The organism is Micromonospora sp. C28SCA-DRY-2 (assembly GCF_030519475.1).
Taxonomy (GTDB): Bacteria; Actinomycetota; Actinomycetes; order Mycobacteriales; family Micromonosporaceae; genus Micromonospora.
The window spans coordinates 561,563-575,503 of sequence record NZ_JAUMKD010000002.1 but is presented as its reverse complement, the minus strand read 5'-3'; the positions used below and the strand labels follow the sequence as shown (position 1 = coordinate 575,503).

Sequence of the window (13,941 nt, the reverse complement as noted above, 5' to 3'; positions counted from 1 at the left end):
CGCACCAACCGTTGTCGTCCCGCGTGACCGTCACGCGTGATAACCAGGAGGAACCACACCAATGGACGCTAGCGTTCTCGCCGAAGTCACCGGCAGCACTGCCGCCATCGGCTACGGCCTCGCCGCCATCGGCCCGGGCATCGGCGTCGGCCTGGTCTTCGCCGCCTACATCCAGTCGACCGCCCGCCAGCCGGAGTCCTCGCGGATGACCCTGCCCTACGTCTGGATCGGCTTCGCCGTCATCGAGGCGCTCGCCCTGCTGGGCGTCGCCTTCGGCTTCGTCTGGGCTGGTCAGGCCTGATCCCGCCATTCGACCGGGAGGTTGCCATGTTCCAGCTCGCTGCCGAGGGAGGGACGGAGCACAACCCGATCCTGCCGGTCTGGCAGGAGATCGTGGTCGGCTCCATCGCGTTCGCGATTCTCTGCTTCGTGCTGATGAAGTTCGTCTTCCCGCGCATGGAGCAGACGTTCCAGGCTCGGGTGGACGCGATCGAGGGCGGCATCAAGCGCGCCGAGGCCGCCCAGGCCGAGGCCAACCAGCTGCTCGAGCAGTACCGCGCGCAGCTCGCCGAGGCGCGTACCGACGCTGCCAAGATCCGGGACGACGCCCGGGCCGACGCCGAGGGCATCCGGCAGGACATCCTCGCCAAGGCGCGGGAGGAGTCCGACCGGATCATCGCGGCCGGCAAGGAGCAGCTCGCCGCGGAGCGGGCCACCATCGTGCGCGAGCTGCGCACCGAGGTCGGCACCATCGCGGTCGACCTGGCCAGCAAGATCGTCGGTGAGTCGCTCGCCGACGAGGCGCGCCGCAAGGGCACCGTCGACCGGTTCCTGAGCGGTCTCGAGAGCACGGGGGCCCGCTGATGCAGGCCGCCAGCCGGGAGTCGTACAAGATCGCGGCCGAGCGCCTCGACGCGTACGTCCGCGGCGCGGAGCCGTCGGCGGTGGCCACCACCGCCGACGACATCCTCTCCGTCGCCGCCCTGCTGCGGCGGGAGCCGCGGCTGCGCCGGGCGCTCTCCGACCCGGCCCGCTCCGGCGAGGACCGGGTCGCCCTGCTGACCGGGATCCTCGGCGGCAAGGTCGGCGCGGACGCGATCGAGCTGCTCACCGCGCTGGTCTCCGGCCGGTGGTCGGCGCCGTCGGAACTGCTCGACGGCACCGAGCGGCTCGGCGTGGAGGCGCTCCTGGCCGCCGCCGACTCGGCCGGCGAGCTGGGGGAGGTCGAGGACGAGCTGTTCCGTTTCGGGCAGGTCGTCTCCGGTTCGCCCGAGCTGTCCAACGCGCTCTCCGACGGGATGGCGCCGGTCAAGCAGCGGGCCGCCCTGGCCGACCAGTTGCTCACCGGCAAGACCCGACCGATCACCGGCTACCTCGTCGGGGTTGCGCTCGCCGGCTTCGGGGGACGCTCCTTCACCGGGGCGCTCACCCGGCTGGTCGAGCTCGCCGCCGACCGGCGCGACCGGCAGGTGGCGTACGTGACGGTGGCGGCCCCGTTGAGTGAAGAGGAGGAGCGCCGACTGGGCGCCAGCCTCTCCGCGATATACGGTCGGGAGGTATCCGTCAAGCAGACGGTGAACCCCGAGGTCCTCGGTGGCGCGAGCGTGCGGGTCGGCTCCGACCTGTACGACGGCACCGTCCTGCGCCGCCTCAACGAGACCCGCAACGCGCTCGCGAAGCGCTGAGGCGGCTCCGCCGCGCAGCGCCTGAGAATAGACGCCATTCGGACCGGTCGGTACTAGGTATCCCGGGCCCCTGATACTTAAGGAAGCAGAGGATGGCCGAGCTGACCATCTCGACGGAGGAGATCCGCGGCGCCCTGGAGCGCTACGTCTCCTCCTACACGTCCGACGTCTCCCGCGAGGAGGTCGGCACCGTCGCCGACGCCGGCGACGGCATCGCCCACGTCGAGGGCCTCCCCTCGACCATGACCAACGAGCTCCTGGAGTTCGAGGACGGCACGCTCGGCGTGGCGCTGAACCTCGACGTCCGGGACATCGGTGTCGTCGTCCTCGGTGACTACGCCGGCATCGAGGAGGGGCAGCGCGTCAAGCGCACCGGCCGGGTGCTCTCCGTGCCGGTCGGCGACGCCTTCCTCGGCCGCGTGGTCAACGCGCTCGGCCAGCCGATCGACGGCCTCGGCGACATCGCCAACGAGGGCTACCGCGAGCTGGAGCTGCAGGCTCCGAACGTGATGGCCCGGCAGTCCGTCTTCGAGCCGATGCAGACCGGCATCAAGGCGGTCGACGCGATGACCCCGATCGGCCGGGGTCAGCGGCAGCTGATCATCGGTGACCGGAAGACCGGCAAGACCACCGTCGCCCTGGACACCATCCTCAACCAGCGGGACAACTGGCGCTCCGGCGACCCGACGAAGCAGGTCCGCTGCATCTACGTCGCCGTCGGCCAGAAGGCCTCCACGATCGCCTCGATCAAGGGCCTCCTGGAGGAGGCGGGCGCGATGGAGTACACCACCATCGTCGCGTCCCCGGCCTCCGACCCGGCCGGCTTCAAGTACCTCGCCCCCTACACCGGCTCGTCCATCGGGCAGCACTGGATGTACGGCGGCAAGCACGTCCTGATCGTCTTCGACGACCTGAGCAAGCAGGCCGAGGCGTACCGCGCCGTGTCGCTGCTGCTGCGCCGCCCGCCGGGCCGCGAGGCGTACCCGGGTGACGTCTTCTACCTGCACTCCCGGCTGCTGGAGCGCTGCGCGAAGCTGTCGGACGAGATGGGCGGCGGCTCGATGACCGGTCTGCCGATCATCGAGACCAAGGCCAACGACATCTCGGCCTTCATCCCGACCAACGTGATCTCGATCACCGACGGTCAGATCTTCCTCGAGACCGACCTGTTCAACCAGGGCGTCCGGCCGGCCATCAACGTCGGCACCTCGGTCTCCCGGGTCGGTGGCGCCGCGCAGGTGAAGCCGATGAAGAAGGTCGCCGGCTCGCTGCGGCTCAACCTGGCCCAGTACCGCGAGCTGGAGGCGTTCGCCGCCTTCGCCTCCGACCTGGACAAGGCCTCCCGGGCCCAGCTGGAGCGCGGTTCCCGCCTGGTCGAGCTGCTCAAGCAGCCGAACTACTCGCCGTTCCCGGTGCAGGAGCAGGTCGTCTCGGTCTGGGCCGGCACCGAGGGCAAGCTGGACGACATCCCGGTGGGCGAGATCCGGCGGTTCGAGTCGGAGTTCCTCCAGTACCTGCGGCACAAGCACGAGGGCGTCCTCGCGGCCATCGCCGACAACAAGTGGGACGACGACATCATCGCCTCGCTGGACACCGCCATCACGGAGTTCAAGCAGGTCTTCCTCGGCAAGGAGGACGAGCGCCGGATCAACGAGGCGCCGGCCGCCCCGCTGGAGGGTGACGAGGCCCGTGAGACGGTGACCCGCTTCCGCGACGGCACGACCGACCGCCCGGTCGAGAACCAGTAAGGGCTGACCATGGCGGCCCAGGTTCGCGTTCTTCGTCAACGGATCCGCTCGGCGAAGTCGATGAAGAAGATCACCAAGGCGATGGAGCTCGTGGCGACGAGCCGGATCGCCAAGGCCCAGGCCCGGGTGGAGGCGTCCCTGCCGTACGCCCAGGCCATCACCAACGTGCTCACGGCGCTGGCGTCCAACGCGCGGATCGACCACCCGCTGCTGACCCCGCGCCCGCGGGTGCGGCGGGCCGGCGTCCTGCTGGTCACCAGCGACCGGGGCCTGGCCGGCGGTTACAGCACCAACGCGATCAAGACCGCTGAGTCGCTGATCGCCCGGCTCAAGGCCGACGGCAAGGAGCCGGTGCTCTACGTGGTCGGGCGCAAGGGCGTGACGTTCTACCGGTTCCGCAACCGGCCGATCGAGGCGAACTGGACGGGCTTCAGCGAGCAGCCGTCGTTCACCGACGCCCGCGAGGTGGGCGAGACGCTGATCAAGGCGTTCTCGGCCGGCGCGGACGACGTGGACGGCGGCTCCGGCCCGGACGGGGTGCTCGGGATCGACGAGCTGCACATCGTCTACACCGAGTTCAAGTCCCTGATGACCCAGACCCCGGTCGCGAAGATCATCGGCCCGATGCAGGTGGAGGACCGTCCGCGGTCCGAGGGCCTGCTCCCGGCGTACGAGTTCGAGCCGGAGGCGGAGGCGCTGCTCGACGCGCTGCTGCCGAAGTACATCAACACGCGGATCTACGCGGCGTTGATCGAGTCGGCGGCGAGCGAGTCGGCGGCTCGGCGGCGGGCGATGAAGAGCGCCACCGACAACGCGGAAGAGATGATCGAGAAGTACACGCGTGAGATGAACTCGGCCCGCCAGGCCGGGATCACCCAGGAGATCAGCGAGATCGTCGGCGGCGCGAACGCGCTTGCCGCGTCGGGAAGTGAAGTGTGATGACTGCCCCAGTAGAGACCAAGACGGCCACGGGTCGCGTGGTCCGGGTCATCGGCCCGGTCGTCGACGCCGAGTTCCCGCGCGACGCCATGCCGGACCTGTTCAACGCCCTGCACGTCGACGTGACGCTCTCCGGCGGCGAGAAGACGCTGACCCTGGAGGTCGCCCAGCACCTGGGTGACAACCTGGTCCGCGCCATCTCGATGCAGCCGACCGACGGCCTGGTCCGCGGCGCGGAGGTGCGTGACTCCGGCTCGCCGATCACCGTTCCGGTGGGCGACGCGGTCAAGGGCCACGTGTTCAACGCGATCGGCGAGGTCCTCAACCTCACCGAGGGCGAGACGCTCCAGGCCGACGACCGCTGGAGCATCCACCGCAAGGCCCCGGCCTTCGCGGACCTGGAGCCGAAGACCGAGATGCTGGAGACCGGCATCAAGGTCATCGACCTGCTCGCCCCGTACGTCAAGGGTGGCAAGATCGGCCTGTTCGGCGGCGCCGGCGTGGGCAAGACGGTGCTCATCCAGGAGATGATCACCCGGGTCGCCCGGAACTTCGGTGGTACCTCGGTCTTCGCCGGCGTGGGTGAGCGCACCCGTGAGGGCAACGACCTCATCGCCGAGATGACCGAGTCCGGCGTCATCGACAAGACCGCGCTGGTCTACGGCCAGATGGACGAGCCGCCGGGCACCCGGCTGCGGGTCGCCCTCTCCGCGCTGACCATGGCGGAGTACTTCCGCGACGTGAAGAAGCAGGAGGTGCTGCTCTTCATCGACAACATCTTCCGCTTCACCCAGGCCGGCTCCGAGGTCTCCACCCTGCTCGGCCGCATGCCGAGCGCGGTGGGCTACCAGCCGACCCTGGCCGACGAGATGGGCGAACTCCAGGAGCGGATCACCTCCGTCCGGGGCCAGGCCATCACCTCGATGCAGGCGATCTACGTGCCGGCGGACGACTACACCGACCCCGCTCCGGCCACCACGTTCGCCCACCTCGACGCGACCACCAACCTGGAGCGGTCGATCTCCGACAAGGGCATCTACCCGGCCGTGGACCCGCTGGCGTCCTCGTCCCGGATCCTCGCCCCGGAGTTCGTCGGCCAGGAGCACTTCCAGGTCGCCACCGAGGTGAAGCGGATCCTGCAGCGCTACAAGGACCTGCAGGACATCATCGCCATCCTCGGTATCGAGGAGCTCTCCGAGGAGGACAAGGTCACGGTCGGCCGGGCCCGCCGGATCGAGCGCTTCCTGTCGCAGAACACCTACGCGGCGGAGCAGTTCACCGGTGTGCCGGGCTCGACGGTCCCGATCAAGGAGACCATCGAGGCGTTCCGCAAGATCAGCGAGGGCGAGTACGACCACTTCCCCGAGCAGGCCTTCTTCATGTGCGGCGGTCTGGAGGACCTGGAGCGCAAGGCCAAGGAGCTGATGGCGGAGGGCTGAGCCCATCCGTTGTGAGCAAGAAAAAGGCCGCCCCGGCAATGCCGGGGCGGCCTTTTGTTCATCTTCACGCCGTATCGTGCCCGCTGGCCGGTTTCCCGCGCTCGGCGATCGTGCCGCACGCGAGGTACCGTCGGTTCGCGCGCTCACCGAGATGAGCGTCGGTCTATGGCAACCATTCGGCTGGGTGCGCCCGTCTCCTGATCGTGGGCGTGACGAACGGAGATGATCGTGGGTAAGGCCGGCAAGGGTGGCAAGCGGCCGTCCATCTGGGCGGGTGTGCCGCGGTGGGCCCGCGTCTGCACCGTGTTCGGCGCCGTGCTGATGCTGCTCAGCGGGGCGGTGCTGGTCGGCACCGAGGCGCTGATGGCCCGCTACGAGGGCGCGGTGGGCAAGGCCGACCTCTTCGGCGACCAGGCCGCCGGCGCCAAGGAGCGCAAGAGCGACATCAAGGGCCCGCTGAACATCCTGCTGGTCGGCATCGATCCCCGCAACCCGGAGACGCCGCCGCTGGCCGACTCGATCATGGTGCTGCACGTGCCCGCCACGATGGACCGGGCCTACCTCTTCTCCATGCCCCGCGACCTCATCGTGGAGATCCCCAAGTTCAGCAAGGCCGACTTCAACGGGGGCACCGACAAGCTCAACGCCGCCATGTCGTACGGCAGCCGGGTGCCGGGGCAGAACCCGGACGCCGCCCGCGGCTTCGAGCTGCTCGCGATGACAGTGCAGGACGTGACCGGGATCAAGCGCTTCGACGCCGGGGCGATCATCAACTTCACCGGCTTCCAGAAGATCGTCGACGCGATGGGTGGCGTCGACATGTACATCGAGCGCGAGGTGCGCTCCGAGCACCGGGAGCCGGACGGCAAGCACCGCAAGGGCAACCCGAACGGCGAGGGCTACATCGGGCCGCAGGCGGTCTACAAGAAGGGCAACCAGCACCTCAAGGGCTGGCAGGCGCTGGACTACGTCCGGCAGCGCTACCCGAAGAACGGCGTCCCGGACGGCGACTACGGCCGGCAGCGCCACCAGCAGCAGTTCGTCAAGGCCATGGTCGGCCAGGCGTTCAGCGCCGACGTGGTGACCAACCCGCTCAAGCTGGACCGGGTGCTCCGGGCCGCCGGGCAGTCGCTGATCTTCAACGGTCGCGGCCACAGCGTGGTGGACTTCGGTCTCGCGCTGAAGAACATCCGCCCGGAGACGATCCAGATGGTCAAGCTGCCCGGCGGCGGGGTGATCGAGAACGGCAAGTACCGCGGCGAGGCATTCAAGCCCGAGGTGGACGACTTCTTCACCGCGCTGCACAACGAGCAGCTGGACGCGTTCCTGCTGGAGCACCCGGACTTCCAGAACAAGACCAAGTAGGGTGGCGTAGCTCTCGCCACCCGCCTTGGGGGCGCTTCGGCGGCGGGACTAGACTTTCGACAATCCGCCGCCGCAGCAAGGAGACAGCGTGGCACAGCAGCTTCACGTCGAGCTCGTAGCCGTCGAGGAGAAGGTCTGGTCCGGCGAGGCCGAGATGGTCGTCGCCCGGACGACCGAGGGTGAGCTGGGTGTGCTGCCGGGGCACGCGCCGCTGCTCGGTCAGCTCGCCGAGCCCGGGCAGGTACGCATCAAGCTCGCCGGCGGCGAGCAGGTCTCCTACGAGGTGGCCGGCGGCTTCCTGTCGGTGAGCGCCGAGGGCGTGACCGTCCTGGCCGAGAGCGCCACCCCGGTTTCCGCCGCGCAGAGCCGCTGAGCCGTACCGTCGATGGAGATCGTCGAAGGGATCGGAATCGGCATCGCCGTGATCCTCGGCGCGCTGCTGATCCTCTTCGTCCGGCGAGCGGTGGTCACCCGTAGCGGTGGCATCATCCGACTCAGCGTCCGGGTCTCCACCATGCTCGACGGCCGGGGCTGGTCGCCCGGCTTCGGCCGCTTCGTCGGCGACGAACTCCGCTGGTACCGGATGTTCAGCTTCGCCCTGCGTCCCAAGCGGGTGCTGTCGCGCAAGGGGCTCGCGGTGGAGCGGCGTCGCCTCCCCGAGGGGCAGGAGCGCCTCTCCATGCCCGCCGACTGGGTGATCCTCCGGTGTACCAGTCACCACGCTCCGGTCGAGATCGCCATGGCGCGGTCCACCGTCACCGGATTCCTCTCCTGGCTCGAGGCCGCCCCACCCGGGGCGGTCTCGCCGCGTCTGGCCTCGCAGGACTGGCCCGCCGCCTGACCGGGGTCGCCCCCGACGGCAGGTGATCGCCGCGCCGGGAGCGGATCCGGCTCAGAGCAGCATGTCCGCCACGAAGCAGGCCACCCGGCCCTCGGCATCCCGCCCGACCCAGGTCGGGTACGCGCCGTCGCCCCACCCACTGAGCCAGAGCACCGTCCCGCCGTCCCCGGCACGCAGGTACGGCTCGTCGCCGAGCCCGAGGGTCCGCCACGCGTCGATCCGGCCGGCGACCTCGTCGGCGTCCACGAAGCAGGCCATCCCGGCGTCCACGCCGAACCCGAAGAACTCGTCGTGGCCCAGGTCGAGCAGGTCCTGTCCGGGTCGCAACGCCATCTCCCAGCCGCGCACCGGCCGGTCGGTGACGTCCAACCGGGCGGCCGCCACCCGGACGTGGCGCGGGTCGTCGCCGATCCGGGCCAGGCTGAGCGTCACCGGGTAGCTGCCCGGCGGGACGGTGACGGTGTACGGGACGGCGGCGTGCTCCAGCCACGCCGGGTCGGCCGCGACCAGCCGCCCGGACGGCAGGCGGAGGTCGCCCACGTGGCGCACCTGGAGCCGGGCCCGCTCGGCGCCGCCGGCGACGGTCCGCGTCGAGCCGTCGATGAACAGGTTCTCGAGGTCGCCGGGCGGCATCGGCCGTGGCGGCCGCCACGGCGGTTCGTCCTCCGACGTCACGGGCAACCCGTGGCCGGCGGTCTCGACGAGCCGGACACCGCCGTCCAGGCCGAGCAGCGCGTGCCAGCGTCCGAAGGCCGGCCGGGGTGTCCGGGGCGGTGCCTCGACCCGGGAGGTGTCCCGCCGGCCTCCCCGGTCACCCTGCGGCTCGTCGATGTCGTGCCGGCGGCCGTCCAGCCGGTACGTCGTGCGGCGCCGGGCCGCCACGTGCGGGAACTCGTGCTCGCCGACGCCGTCCGGGCCGTGCCAGGTGCGGCGGCAACGCAGGAACAGGTCGCCGTCGGGGGTCCGGCGCCACTCGTCGGTGGCCACCCGCCGCCCCCGGTGGTCGTAGCGGGTGGTGCCGCAGTAGCCGTCGCCCCAGGACACGGCCAGCACGTGTTCCGGCCGGCCGTCGGCCAGCACCAGCACCGCGTACGGCGTGCCCGCCGCGTCCCGGGCCTCGGCCTCCGCCCGGCTCAGCGGGTTGACGACTGACCCGTCCCAGCCGTCCGCGTACACAACGTTTCGGGTGTTCGTCACCGGCGCACCATAGCGACGCCGCACCGCCGTCGCCGCCCCCGGCCTAGTCGACGGAGGTGACCAGCTCGACCTCGTACCCCTGGTTGTCGGTGAGGTAGGCGGCGTAGGTCCCCGGCCCGCCGGCGTGCGGGTGGCGGTCGGGGAAGAGCAGCGTCCAGCCGTGCGCCGGTGCCGCCGCCACCAGCCGGTCCACGGCCGCCGGCGGGCCGGCGTGGAAGGCCAGGTGGTTGAGGCCCGGGGCGAGCCGGTCGTGCCGCCGCCCGGAGAGCGCGGGGGACTCCTCCAGCACCAGGTACGTCGGGCCGAGCCGCCAGGAGCGGCCGGCCGGCCACTCCTGGAACGGCGTCCAGCCCAGCTCACCCAGGAGCCAGCCCCAGCTCCGGCGGGCGGCCGCCAGGTCGGGTACCCAGATCTCGACGTGGTGCAACCCGCCCACGCGGGGGAGGGGCGGCGCCGGCGGTTGCCCGGTCAGCGCCTACCGCCGGGAACCCATAGCACATCTCCGTTCGGATTTGCCGTTCTTGCCAGGATGAAGAGCAAGTCGGAGAGCCGGTTGAGATACTTGGCCGGGAGAGTGCTGGTCCGCTCGGAGTCATGGCTGACCAGGGCCCACGCCGCACGCTCGGCGCGCCGGGCGGTCGTCCGCGCCACGTGCAGCAGCGCCGCGCCCGCGGTGCCGCCGGGGAGGATGAAGGAGTCGAGCTTGCTCAGGCGTGCGTTGTACTCGTCGCACCAGCCCTCGAGGCGCTCGACGTACTCCTCGGTCACCCGCAGCGGCGGGTACTTCGGATCCGGTTCGACCGGGGTGGCCAGGTCGGCGCCCACGTCGAACAGGTCGTTCTGGACGACGGCGAGCACCGCCCGCAGCTCCTCGTCGAGCTGGCCCAGCGCCAGCGCCACGCCGATCGCCGCGTTGCACTCGTCGACGTCGGCGTACGCGGCGATCCGCGGATCGGTCTTCGGCACCTGCTCGTTGTTGCTCAGCCTGGTCATGCCGGCGTCGCCGGCCTTGGTGTAGATGCGCGTGAGGTGGACGGCCATGACGCACAGCCTACGGATACCGGACCTGACGATCCCGGCGCGGCCGGACACCGCCGCCGGCTGGCCGGCCGGGGTCGGCCCCGGCGACGCGGGCGATCCCGCGGTCAACGACGTCGATGTGATCCGGGTGAACGGCGGCGCCCGGCTGGCCGGCACGGTGCACGTGGTGGGCGCCAAGAACTCCGCTCTGAAGCTGATGGCGGCGGCGCTGCTCGCCCCGGGCCCCAGCGTGATCACCAACGTGCCCCGGATCACCGACATCGCGATCATGGGGGAGGTGCTCCGCCGGCTCGGCTGCGCGGTGCGCTTCGACGCCGACGACCCGGTCGACCCGATGGTCGCCCACGGCGGGGTCGCCCGCTCCCGGTCGGTCACCATCGACGTGCCCGACCAGCCGGGCACGGAGGCCGACTACGACCTGGTCCGCCGGCTGCGCGCGTCGATCTGCGTGCTCGGCCCGCTGCTGGCCCGGCGCGGGTACGTGCGGGTGGCCCACCCCGGCGGTGACGCGATCGGCTCCCGCGGCCTGGACATGCACATCTCCGGGCTGACCCGGATGGGCGCCGAGATCTCCGGCGAACACGGCTTCGTGATCGCCGCCGCGCCGCACGGCCTGCACGGGGCCGACATCGTGCTCGACTTCCCCAGCGTGGGGGCGACCGAGAACCTGGTGATGGCGGCGGTGCTGGCCCGCGGGTCGAGCGTGATCGACAACGCGGCCCGGGAACCGGAGATCGTCGACATCTGCACCATGCTCAACCAGATGGGCGCGCACATCTCCGGTGCCGGCACCTCGACCCTGCACATCGAGGGTGTGACCGAGCTGCGCCCGGTGCGGCACGCCACGGTGGGGGACCGGATCGTCGCCGGCACCTGGGCCTTCGGCGCGGCGATGACCTGCGGCGACGTGACAGTGACCGGGGTGGATCCGGCGTTCCTGGAGGTCGCGCTGGACAAGGTGGTCTCGGCGGGCGGCCTGGTCGAGACCCGGGCGGACGCCTTCCGGGTCCGGATGGACGACCGGCCGAACGCGGTGGACGTGGTGACCCTGCCGTACCCCGGCTTCGCCACCGACCTGCTGCCGATGGCGATCGGGCTGGCCGCGGTCAGCGACGGCGCCTCGCTGATCACCGAGAACATCTTCGACGGGCGGTTCATGTTCGCCAACGAGATGATGCGGCTCGGCGCGGACATCAAGACCGACGGCCACCACGCCGTGGTCCGGGGCCGGGAGCGGCTCTCCGGCGCCCCGGTACGCGCCACCGACATCCGGGCCGGCGCCGGCCTGATCATCGCCGGGCTCTGCGCCGACGGGGTCACCGAGGTCTCCCACGTGCACCACGTGGACCGCGGCTACCCGGACTTCGTGGCCGACCTGCGGGCGCTCGGCGTCGAGGTGGAGCGGGGCGTCGCGCCGGAGGAGCCGGCGGTCACCATCTAGGGCCTTAGCAGTTGTTCAGCCTCGCCGACAGGACTGGCTGGTCACGCCCTCACGGCCCTCGCTGCGCTCGGTGCGTTCGGTCATGACTAGGGTGCACCACAGACACTCATTCAGGGCGAGGGAGTAAGCAATGGCGGGTCGACTCGCGGTCGTCGGGGCCGGGCTGATGGGCTCGGGGATCGCCCAGGTGGCGGCGCAGGCGGGCTGGCAGGTGACGCTGCGGGACCTGGACGACGCGGCCACCCGGCGCGGCCTGGACGGCATCCGGAAGTCGCTGGAGAAGTTCGCCGAGAAGGGCAAGATCGAGGCGTCCGAGGTCGAGGCGACGCTGGGGCGGATCACCCCGACCACCGACCTGGAAGCGGCCGCCGACGCCGACATCGTGGTCGAGGCGGTCTTCGAGCGGCTGGACGTCAAGCACGAGGTGTTCCGGGCGCTGGACAAGATCTGCAAGTCGGACGCGGTACTGGCCACCAACACCTCGGCCATCCCGGTCACCCAGATCGCCGCGGTCACCGCGCGCCCCGAGGCAGTGGTCGGCACGCACTTCTTCTCGCCGGTGCCGATGATGAAGCTCTGCGAGCTGGTCCGCGGCTACAAGACCAGCGACGGGACGCTCGCCACCGCGAGGACGTTCGCCGAGGAGATCGGCAAGACGGTGGTCGTGGTCAACCGGGACATCGCCGGCTTCGTCACCACCCGGCTGATCGCCGCGCTGGTGATGGAGGCGGTCAAGCTGGTCGAGTCCGGCGTGGTGTCGGCGGAGGACCTGGACACCGCGTGCCGGCTCGGCTTCGGCCACGCCATGGGCCCGCTGGCCACCACCGACCTGACCGGCGTGGACGTGCTGCTGCACGCCGCGAAGAACATCTACACCGACACCGCTGACGAGAAGTTCTTCCCGCCGGAGCTGCTCCAGCGCATGGTGACCGCGGGCGACCTGGGCCGCAAGACCGGCAAGGGTTTCTACACCTACTGACGGGGCGCGGCGGCCTCCCGGCCGTCAGCGGACCGCTCCCGCCGGCGCGGGGGCGGTCCGCCGCAGCCCGGCGGTGAGCACCAGGGTGGCCGCCAGTGACGCCGCGGCGAGCAGCGCGACGGCCCAGCTCGCCGGGACCAGGTCCGCGACCGCGCCGGCGAGCGCGGCGCACACCGCCTGCCCGGCCAGCATGCCGTTGTGGTGCAGGCCGAGCACCTGACCCCGGGCCTGCGCCGGGGAGTGGGCGATCAGCCGCTCCTGCAACGGCAGCCCGGCGGCGAAGCCGGCCGAGGCGACGACCGCGACGAGCATGGCCAGCGGCAGCGCCGGCGACAGCGCGAAGGCCAGGTAGGGCACGGCGAGCAGCAGCCGCAGGGCGGGCACCAGCCGGTCCCGCCAGGCCGGCGGCAGGAACCGCCCCACCACGACGTCGCCCGCCAGCATGCCGAGGGCCGCGGCGGCGTACAGGAAACCGGCCCGGTCCCCGGCGTAGGGGACGAACAGCGCCTCGCAGCCGACGACCAGGCCGTTCGGCACCCACAGGTTGAGCAGCAGGGACCGGCGGCCCGGATCCGCCCACAGCTCCCGGTTCACCCGCAGCGTGCGCCCGACCGTCGTCCGGGCGGTGGCCCGGGCCGGGCGTTCCGACAGCCCAAACCAGCCCACCGCGGCGGCCACCGCCCGGAGCACCGCGGCGAGCAGGAACACCTGGTACGGGCTCAGCCAGACGAGCAGGGCGCCGGCCAGCCCGAAGCCGGCGATCTGCATCACCCCGACGCTCGTGTTCATGGTGCCCCGGGCCAGTACGTAGGAGTCGGCCGGCAGGATGTCGGTGAGCAGCGCCCACCTCGCCCCACCGGTGATCGAGCCGACGTACGCGCCGGCGAAGATGATCGCGAAGCGGGCCCACAGCGGCAGACCCGGCACGGCCTGCAGGGCCGCGCCGGCGGCGACCAGCACGGCGGCGAGGGTGAGCGCCCGGCGGGGCGGCACGCTGTCCGCGGCCGACAGCAACGTCAGGCTGCCGAGCACGCCGGCGAGCGGTGCGCCGAACATGCTCAGGGCGGTGAGCAGCGCCGAGCCGGTCGACGCGTAGGTCAACGCGCCCAGCGCCAGCGAGGACGTCGTGTGCGCCGCGATCCCGGCACAGTTCGCCAGGAACAGGTTGCGGAACTCCCGGACCGCGAACAGGTCTGCGTACGTTCTCACGGGCACGATCGTGTGGGACGTGGCGGTGGATCTCGTAGAGTTACGTCTGGAGGCGAA

The 13,941-nt window shown here is 71.3% G+C and carries 15 protein-coding genes; 11 read left to right on the top strand and 4 right to left on the bottom strand.

The features are described 5' to 3' along the window. Window positions 1-61: 61 nt before the first annotated feature. The 9 genes from Q3W71_RS11125 to Q3W71_RS11085 all read left to right on the top strand — a co-directional run bounded on the left by Q3W71_RS11125 (window position 62) and on the right by Q3W71_RS11085 (window position 8,017). Complete coding sequence (locus Q3W71_RS11125) at window positions 62-301, top strand: ATP synthase F0 subunit C (protein ID WP_302919218.1); 240 nt, start codon at window positions 62-64, stop codon at window positions 299-301. A 26-nt stretch (window positions 302-327) separates the two neighbouring features. Next, window positions 328-864, top strand: a complete 537-nt coding sequence (locus Q3W71_RS11120; RefSeq protein ID WP_302919217.1) for a F0F1 ATP synthase subunit B — start codon at window positions 328-330, stop codon at window positions 862-864. Then, window positions 864-1,685 carry a F0F1 ATP synthase subunit delta gene (locus Q3W71_RS11115; protein WP_302919216.1) on the top strand — a complete coding sequence of 274 codons (822 nt, stop codon included), beginning with the start codon at window positions 864-866 and terminating at the stop codon, window positions 1,683-1,685. Before Q3W71_RS11120 ends, Q3W71_RS11115 begins: the two co-directional genes overlap by 1 nt. A 92-nt stretch (window positions 1,686-1,777) precedes the next feature. Continuing rightward, window positions 1,778-3,433 (top strand): F0F1 ATP synthase subunit alpha, encoded by a 1,656-nt coding sequence (atpA, locus tag Q3W71_RS11110; protein WP_302919215.1) that lies wholly within the window; start codon window positions 1,778-1,780, stop codon window positions 3,431-3,433. A gap of 9 nt (window positions 3,434-3,442) precedes the next feature. Then, window positions 3,443-4,372, top strand: coding sequence for a F0F1 ATP synthase subunit gamma (locus Q3W71_RS11105; protein WP_302919214.1), 930 nt, complete (start codon window positions 3,443-3,445; stop codon window positions 4,370-4,372). Beyond that, entirely contained in the window at window positions 4,372-5,811 is a 1,440-nt protein-coding gene (gene atpD / locus Q3W71_RS11100; protein WP_302919213.1) for a F0F1 ATP synthase subunit beta, read from the top strand. Before Q3W71_RS11105 ends, atpD begins: the two co-directional genes overlap by 1 nt. Window positions 5,812-6,033: 222 nt before the next feature. Next, the gene (locus Q3W71_RS11095; protein ID WP_302919212.1) at window positions 6,034-7,176 is read left to right on the top strand and encodes an LCP family protein; all 1,143 of its coding nucleotides are present in this window, start codon (window positions 6,034-6,036) and stop codon (window positions 7,174-7,176) included. A gap of 88 nt (window positions 7,177-7,264) precedes the next feature. Next, on the top strand, window positions 7,265-7,549 hold the full coding sequence (locus tag Q3W71_RS11090) for a F0F1 ATP synthase subunit epsilon (protein WP_088992202.1): 285 nt from the start codon (window positions 7,265-7,267) through the stop codon (window positions 7,547-7,549). Between the two features lie 12 nt (window positions 7,550-7,561). Beyond that, window positions 7,562-8,017: a DUF2550 domain-containing protein gene (locus Q3W71_RS11085; RefSeq protein ID WP_109900209.1), complete on the top strand. Its 456-nt coding sequence runs from the start codon at window positions 7,562-7,564 to the stop codon at window positions 8,015-8,017. Between the two features lie 51 nt (window positions 8,018-8,068). Here the strand turns inward: Q3W71_RS11085 and Q3W71_RS11080 are convergent, their stop codons facing one another. The 3 genes from Q3W71_RS11080 to Q3W71_RS11070 are packed head-to-tail and all read right to left on the bottom strand — an operon-like array spanning window position 8,069 to window position 10,255. Further along, window positions 8,069-9,214, bottom strand: a complete 1,146-nt coding sequence (locus Q3W71_RS11080) for a DUF4241 domain-containing protein (protein WP_302919211.1) — start codon at window positions 9,212-9,214, stop codon at window positions 8,069-8,071. 43 nt (window positions 9,215-9,257) lie between these two features. Next, window positions 9,258-9,650 (bottom strand): VOC family protein, encoded by a 393-nt coding sequence (locus Q3W71_RS11075; RefSeq protein WP_302919210.1) that lies wholly within the window; start codon window positions 9,648-9,650, stop codon window positions 9,258-9,260. A gap of 32 nt (window positions 9,651-9,682) precedes the next feature. Beyond that, entirely contained in the window at window positions 9,683-10,255 is a 573-nt protein-coding gene (locus Q3W71_RS11070; RefSeq protein ID WP_302919209.1) for a cob(I)yrinic acid a,c-diamide adenosyltransferase, read from the bottom strand. Between Q3W71_RS11070 and murA the strand changes: the two genes are divergently transcribed. Beyond that, window positions 10,254-11,696, top strand: a complete 1,443-nt coding sequence (gene murA, locus Q3W71_RS11065) for a UDP-N-acetylglucosamine 1-carboxyvinyltransferase (RefSeq protein ID WP_302919208.1) — start codon at window positions 10,254-10,256, stop codon at window positions 11,694-11,696. The two genes, Q3W71_RS11070 and murA, sit on opposite strands and share 2 nt — an antisense overlap. Window positions 11,697-11,826: 130 nt before the next feature. Further along, entirely contained in the window at window positions 11,827-12,675 is an 849-nt protein-coding gene (locus Q3W71_RS11060; RefSeq protein WP_302919207.1) for a 3-hydroxyacyl-CoA dehydrogenase family protein, read from the top strand. 24 nt (window positions 12,676-12,699) lie between these two features. Here Q3W71_RS11060 and Q3W71_RS11055 read toward each other — a convergent pair whose 3' ends face one another. After that, a complete protein-coding gene (locus tag Q3W71_RS11055) occupies window positions 12,700-13,884 on the bottom strand; it encodes an MFS transporter (protein WP_302919206.1) in 1,185 nt (394 codons plus the stop codon). Window positions 13,885-13,941: the final 57 nt, after the last annotated feature.

What these genes read in the sequence shown, in the direction of transcription:
- Q3W71_RS11125 (WP_302919218.1), top strand. Translation starts at nt 62, where the DNA reads ATGGACGCTAGCGTTCTCGCCGAAGTCACCGGCAGCACTGCCGCCATC.
- Q3W71_RS11120 (WP_302919217.1), top strand. Translation starts at nt 328, where the DNA reads ATGTTCCAGCTCGCTGCCGAGGGAGGGACGGAGCACAACCCGATCCTG.
- Q3W71_RS11115 (WP_302919216.1), top strand. Translation starts at nt 864, where the DNA reads ATGCAGGCCGCCAGCCGGGAGTCGTACAAGATCGCGGCCGAGCGCCTC.
- atpA (WP_302919215.1), top strand. Translation starts at nt 1,778, where the DNA reads ATGGCCGAGCTGACCATCTCGACGGAGGAGATCCGCGGCGCCCTGGAG.
- Q3W71_RS11105 (WP_302919214.1), top strand. Translation starts at nt 3,443, where the DNA reads ATGGCGGCCCAGGTTCGCGTTCTTCGTCAACGGATCCGCTCGGCGAAG.
- atpD (WP_302919213.1), top strand. Translation starts at nt 4,372, where the DNA reads ATGACTGCCCCAGTAGAGACCAAGACGGCCACGGGTCGCGTGGTCCGG.
- Q3W71_RS11095 (WP_302919212.1), top strand. Translation starts at nt 6,034, where the DNA reads ATGATCGTGGGTAAGGCCGGCAAGGGTGGCAAGCGGCCGTCCATCTGG.
- Q3W71_RS11085 (WP_109900209.1), top strand. Translation starts at nt 7,562, where the DNA reads ATGGAGATCGTCGAAGGGATCGGAATCGGCATCGCCGTGATCCTCGGC.
- murA (WP_302919208.1), top strand. Translation starts at nt 10,254, where the DNA reads ATGACGCACAGCCTACGGATACCGGACCTGACGATCCCGGCGCGGCCG.
- Q3W71_RS11070 (WP_302919209.1), bottom strand. Translation starts at nt 10,255, where the DNA reads ATGGCCGTCCACCTCACGCGCATCTACACCAAGGCCGGCGACGCCGGC.
- Q3W71_RS11060 (WP_302919207.1), top strand. Translation starts at nt 11,827, where the DNA reads ATGGCGGGTCGACTCGCGGTCGTCGGGGCCGGGCTGATGGGCTCGGGG.